Raw genomic sequence first — 6,256 nt, 5'->3', positions numbered from 1 at the left:
GCCACGATCACGGTCGTGCCGGTACGGTTGATGCGCTCAAGGAGCTTCATGATGCCGAGCGAGATCGCCGGGTCGAGGTTGCCCGTTGGCTCGTCACAAATGAGCAGGGGCGGCCGGTTGACCATAGCGCGGGCAACGGAGACACGCTGCTGCTCGCCGCCGGAAAGCTGGTCTGGCAGAGAATCCATCTGATCACCCAGGCCGACAAGACGCAGGACCTCGGGGACCTGGGCCTTGATGACCGCTTTGGGCTTGCCAATGCACTGCAGGGCAAAGGCCACGTTCTCGTAGGCGGTGCGGTTGGGCAGCAGCTTGTAATCCTGGAACACGGCGCCGATCTGGCGACGCAGGAACGGGATCTTACGGTTCTTGATCTTCATGAGATCCTGGCCCGCCACCATCACGCGGCCGCTGGTCGGCTTAACATTGCGCAGCATGGTGTTGAGCAGGGTAGTCTTGCCAGAACCGGAGTGGCCAACCAAGAAGACGAACTCGCCCGGATAGATCTCGATGTTCACATCGTCGAGCGCGGGCTTGTTGGGCTGCGCCGGGTAGATCTTGGTGACGTGCTCCATGAGGATGACGGGCTCGACACCGGCCTCGCGCGCCTGGCGGGCGCGGGAGTCGTCGACGGGCGCGAACACCGTGGTGAAGTCCGGATTGTTCGCAAGTGCCGCGTCAAGGGACGCGACTTCGGCCGCCTGATCGGGCGTGACCGCGGGGGCTGGCGCATCCATGGGGGACGGAACGCTCACAGGCGTTGCGGCGGGTGCATCGGGCGCGGGCACGTTGAACAGCGGATTCGCCGCAGGCTGCGGAGACGGAGCCGCCTCGCCCTGCTGGGCGGCGGCGAACACCTGAGACTCGAGCGCATCGGGCGTGGCCGGAGCATCGAACATGGATTGGGGGGTGTTCTGCGGAACGGGTTGGTCGAACAACCGGTCCTGCACATCCGGTGACGGAGCGGCGTGCAAAGGGCTCACAGGATCAACCTGGGGCACCTGAGGTGCAGCCTGCTCGTCTCCGGGGGTACGGAAGTGGTTACCCACTAGAGCTCCTTAGAGTCGTGCGTTTGAACTACAGACTCTCCTATTTTAGCAATACGGCGGGTCTACCATCAAAGCAACACGGCAAGCGCCGGGGCATCGGGGACCAGTTCTACCCAATGGATTTAAACCCGTATCCAATCGCCTCGTTGACATCGGTGATGATAAGCATAGCGTTGGCATCGTGCTCGTAGACGACCGTCTTGATGATCGAGACCTCGCGGCGGCTCAACACAAAGAACAGCACGGGCCGGTCCTTCTTGGTCCAAGACCCCTGCGCCATGAGACGTGTGCAGCCGCGGTCCATGGCATGCAGGATATCGTGCTCGATATCCTCGTAGGCATCGGAGATGATGAAGGCGGCGCGCTGGCTGTTGCCACCATCGACCACCGCATCCACGACATATCCCATGACGACCATGGCAAGGGCGGCGTACAGTGCGTTGGTGAGGGAAAACACCGGGGCGGAGGCGGCACACACCGCGACGTCTATCGCCATGACCGTGGCACCCACCGGCAGCGAGCTCTTACGTGCGATGATCTGGCCAATGGTATCCGAACCGCCCGTGTTGGCTCCGCAGCGGAACACAAGCCCGTAACCGATACCCGAGATGATACCGCCCCACAACGCCGAAAGCATGAGGTCGCTATGGCTCACTTGGAGCACGAACGGGGCGAACAGATCGGTGAAGAAACCGAAGAGCACAAAGCCCGTGACCGTCTGCACCACGTACTTGAGCCCGCCCGACCGCACGACCACGAGCAGCAGCAACGCGTTCATGATAATGGTCTGCAAGCCAACGGGCAGACTAATCCCCACGCGTCGCCCGAGCTCGGCGATGATGGTGGCGAGACCCGTCAGGCCACCGGCGGCAAGGCCGTTGGGAATCATGAAGGCATCCGTCGCGAACGCGGCGATCGCGCAACCCGCGATGATAAGCGGCAGGTCGCTCACGAACTGCGACTGGATGATGCGGTTGATGTCGATGCGCCGTGCCATATGACCCTTACTCCGCCTGCTCGGTAGCCCAGCGGTGGTAGCCGATGATGAACGGATCGAGATCTCCGTCCTCGAGCACACCGTCCACGTTGCTTGTCTCCACGCCGCTGCGCAGGTCCTTCACCATCTGATAGGGGTACAGGACATAACTGCGAATCTGGTTGCCAAAGCCGATGTCGGTCTTGGGTCCGCGAATCTCGTCTAGCATCTCACCGCGCTTCTCGAGCTCCAGCTCGTACAGGCGTGCCTTCAGGATCTGCATACACGCCGCCTTGTTCTGGATCTGGCTACGCTCGTTTTGGCAGGTGACCACGATACCCGTGGGCATGTGCGTGACGCGAACGGCGGAGTCGGTGGTATTGACGCCCTGTCCACCAGGGCCACTCGCATGGTAGACGTCCACGCGAATGTCGTCGGGCGCAACCTCGATCTCGATGTCATCGGGCAAAACGGGGATGACCTCGACGCCGGCGAAGGTGGTCTGGCGGCGCTTCTTGGCATCCGTGGGGCTGATGCGCACCAGGCGGTGCACGCCCGCCTCGGCACGGAGCATGCCGAACGCGTCCTTGCCCTCAACCGTGATGGTGGCGCGGTCGATGCCGATGACCTCCGCTGCGGGGCAATCGTTCACCGTGACCTTCCAGCCACGACGGGCACAGTACTTCATGTACATCTTGAACAGCATGAAGGTCCAGTCTTGGGCCTCTAGGCCGCCCTGGCCGGGCTTGATGGACAAGATGGCGCTGCCGTGGTCGAACTCTCCCGTGAACCAGCTGGAAAGCTCCATCTCATCGATGGCGCGGGTAAGCTCCTCGGCAGCCGTCGCGGCCTCCGCCACGAACTCGGCTCCGTCCTCCCCCATTTCCTCGGCCAGCTCGAGTGCGGCGCGGGCGTCGGAAAGACGCTCGTGCGCGCGGTCAACCAGCTCGACGTCGCCCTTCACCTGGGAGAGCTCCGCCATATGCGCGCGAGCAGCGTCGGCGTCATCCCAAAATCCCGGCGCAGAGCTGGCCTGCTCGAGCTCGGTCACACGACCCCTGGCCTCGTCGATATGCAGATACGCCTCGACCTCTGTCAAACGCGCGGCGAGGGCATCCAGCTCTGTCAGAATCGACTCAGCGCTTGCATCCGCCGCCATTAGCGATTCCTACCGTGGCAGTTCTTGAACTTCTTGCCGCTGCCGCACGGACACGGATCATTGCGACCCACGTTAGAGTACGGGTCGCCGCTTTGGTCTTTGCGGTACGTGCGCACGGTGGAACCGGCGTTACCCAAGGTCCCCTGGGGTGCCCGCCCAGCACCGGCGGTCACCGCCTGCTGCGCGGCCTGGCGCTGGATGGTGGATGAGCCGGTGTCGCCATCGACCTCGGCCGGACCGCTCATGCGGGCGCCGGCGAGGGCGGGGTTGCGCTCCCCCTCGATCCGCGCGCGGGCGGCATCGGGGTTCTTGAACTCGGCATGCATCACCGTGCGCAGATAGTCCTCGTACATGGTGTTGACGAGCGTCTGGAACGCACGGAACGCCTCGGTCTTGTATTCGACGAGCGGATCGCGCTGACCGAACCCACGCAAGCCGATGCCCTGCTTGAGATAGTCCATCTCCTGGAGGTAGCCCATCCAGCGGGTGTCGATGACACGCAGCATGACCTGGCAGTTGAGTTCCTGCATGAGGCCCTCGCCCAGGCGCTCGGCCTTGGCGTCGTAGGCCTTCTCCACAAACGCGAGCACCGCATCGCAGAGCTCCCCATAGGGGGCGTCCGCAAACTGAGGGGCATCCGGGCGTCCGGTGAGCTCCACGACCCACTTATGCAGACCTTCGAGATCACGCTCGCCCTCATGCGAGTCAACCGGGCAGAACTCGGTCACGCAGCGCTTGATGGTGTCGTCAATGACCTCGTCGATGTGGTTAGAGAGATCCTTGCCGTCCAAAATCTTGTTGCGCTCGGCGTAGATGACCTGACGCTGCTTGTTCATAACGTCATCGTACTCGAGGACGTTCTTGCGCATGGAGAAGTTGATGTTCTCGACTTTGCGCTGGGCGCCTTCCACGGCCTTGGAGATCATCTTGTGCTGAATGGGCATATCGTCGCCCATGTCGGACGCGATCATGAGGTTGGAGATCTTGTCCATGCGCTCGCCGCCGAACATGCGCATGAGGTCGTCCTCGAGCGAGAGATAGAACTGGGTCTCGCCGGGATCGCCCTGACGGCCGGCGCGGCCGCGAAGCTGGTTATCGATACGGCGGGATTCGTGGCGCTCGGTGCCGATCACCGTGAGGCCACCGGCGGCGACCACCTGGTCGTGCTCGGCGCTGCACACGGCCTTCGTCTTGCGCACCAGGTCCTCGTAGACACGGGCGATCTCGGCGAAGGTTGCGGTGTCGATATCGATGCCAAGTGCACGAATGCCTTCGAGTACCTGGTTGAAGACGGTGCGCTCCACCGGCTCGAGTTCCTTCTCGTCCTTGGCGAGCAGGCGCCAGTTGGCCTCGTGGAGGATGCGATCGAGCACCTCGGCGTCGATGCCGAAGTCGTAGCGCATGAGCTCGTCGCGCGCCATCTCCTCGGCGTTGCCGCCGAGTAGGATGTCCGTTCCGCGGCCGGCCATGTTGGTGGCGATGGTGACGGCGCCCAAGCGTCCCGCCTGGGCCACGATCTGCGCCTCGCGCTCGTGGAACTTGGCGTTCAGGACCTCGTGCTTGATGCCGCGCTTGTTGAGCAGGCGGGAGAGGCGCTCGGAGCTTTCGATGGAGACGGTGCCCACCAGCACGGGCTGGCCGTTCGCGTGGCGCACCTCGATCTCGCTGGCGACGGCGTTGAACTTGGCGTCGATGGTGCGGTACACCAGGTCATCGTGGTCGACGCGGGCGACGGGTCGGTTGGTGGGGATCACCTGGACCGGCAGGTTGTAGATCTCGCGGAACTCGGCGTCCTCGGTGATGGCGGTACCGGTCATGCCGGAGAGCTTGTCGTACAGGCGGAAATAATTCTGCAGTGTGATGGTGGCGAGCGTCTGGTTCTCCTCGCGCACGAGCACGCCTTCTTTCGCCTCGATCGCCTGGTGCAGACCCTCGGAGTAGCGGCGACCCTCCATGATGCGACCCGTGAACTCGTCGACGATCTTGACCTCGCCGTTGGTGACGACGTACTGCTTATCGCGATGGAACATGTACTGCGCCTTGAGCGCCTGCTGCAGGTGGTTGACGAGGGCGCCGGAGAGGTCGCTGTAGATGTCGTCGATGCCGAGGCGCTGCTCGATCTTCTTCAAGCCCTGCTCAGTGGCGGCGATGGTGTGCTTGGCCTCGTCCATGACGAAGTCTCCGGTCGCCTCCACGGGCTCACCGGCAGCGAGCATGTCGAACTGGGCCTCCTCACCCTGCGTGAGGCCGCGCACGGCACGGGCGAAGTCCTTGTAGGTGCTGGCGCTCTTGGTGCCCGCGCCCGAGATGATGAGCGGGGTGCGCGCCTCGTCGATGAGAATGGAGTCGACCTCGTCGACGATGGCGAAGGCGTGATCGCGCTGGACGCGCTGGCCGGCGCGCAAAACCATGTTGTCGCGCAGGTAGTCAAAACCAAATTCGGAATTGGTACCGTAGATGACATCGCACTGATAGGCGTCGCGCTTGTCGGATAGCGGCATGCCGTTTTGAAGCAGACCCACCTTGAGTCCGAGGAAGCGGTAGATGGAGCCCATCCACTCGGAGTCGCGCTTGGCAAGGTAATCGTTGACCGTGACGACATGCACGCCTTTGCCGGAAAGCGCGTTCAGGTAGCCGGCGAGCGTGGACACGAGCGTCTTGCCCTCGCCCGTCTTCATCTCGGCGATCTGCCCCTCGTGCAGAGCCATGCCGCCGATGAGCTGCACATCGAAGTGGCGAAGACCGATGGTGCGCTTGGACGCCTCGCGCACGACGGCAAACGCCTCGGGCAGCAAGGCGTCGAGCGTCTCCCCGGCGGCCAGGCGGTCGCGGAACACACGCGTTTGGTCACGGAGTTCCTCGTCGCCCATGCCCTCATACGCGGGCTCGAGCGCGTTGATGGCGTCGACGGTCTTCCAATAGCGCTTGAGGTCCTTGTCGGAGCCGAAGGACAGCAGCTTAGAAACGAATCCCATGTGGTTTCCTCTTCACGATGCGCCAGAGCGGGCAGCGCACATTCGCGCGCGATACTCGCGTTGACGCATAGACACAGTTAAGGAAACTTTAGCCAAA

At 63.2% G+C, this 6,256-nt stretch carries 4 protein-coding genes; all 4 read right to left on the bottom strand.

Features of this window, described 5'->3' with window-relative positions; all coding sequences use genetic code 11:
• Positions 1 to 1,049 (bottom strand): ATP-binding cassette domain-containing protein (locus ACT8II_RS06820; RefSeq protein WP_443813449.1); only part of this gene is annotated, 1,049 nt, incomplete at its 3' end.
• Between the two features lie 109 nt (positions 1,050 to 1,158).
• Complete coding sequence (locus ACT8II_RS06815) at positions 1,159 to 2,046, bottom strand: YitT family protein (protein ID WP_294159510.1); 888 nt, start codon at positions 2,044 to 2,046, stop codon at positions 1,159 to 1,161.
• Positions 2,047 to 2,053: 7 nt separating this feature from the next.
• Positions 2,054 to 3,184, bottom strand: a complete 1,131-nt coding sequence (prfB, locus tag ACT8II_RS06810) for a peptide chain release factor 2 (RefSeq protein ID WP_294122520.1) — start codon at positions 3,182 to 3,184, stop codon at positions 2,054 to 2,056.
• Entirely contained in the window at positions 3,184 to 6,159 is a 2,976-nt protein-coding gene (secA, locus tag ACT8II_RS06805) for a preprotein translocase subunit SecA (protein WP_118653589.1), read from the bottom strand. Before secA ends, prfB begins: the two co-directional genes overlap by 1 nt.
• Positions 6,160 to 6,256: the final 97 nt, after the last annotated feature.

Origin of the sequence: Collinsella sp., from assembly GCF_052346665.1 — a bacterium.
Taxonomy (GTDB): domain Bacteria; phylum Actinomycetota; class Coriobacteriia; order Coriobacteriales; family Coriobacteriaceae; genus Collinsella.
Note: the sequence above shows the minus strand (reverse complement) of the source record. Positions and strands in the feature narration are given on the sequence as shown.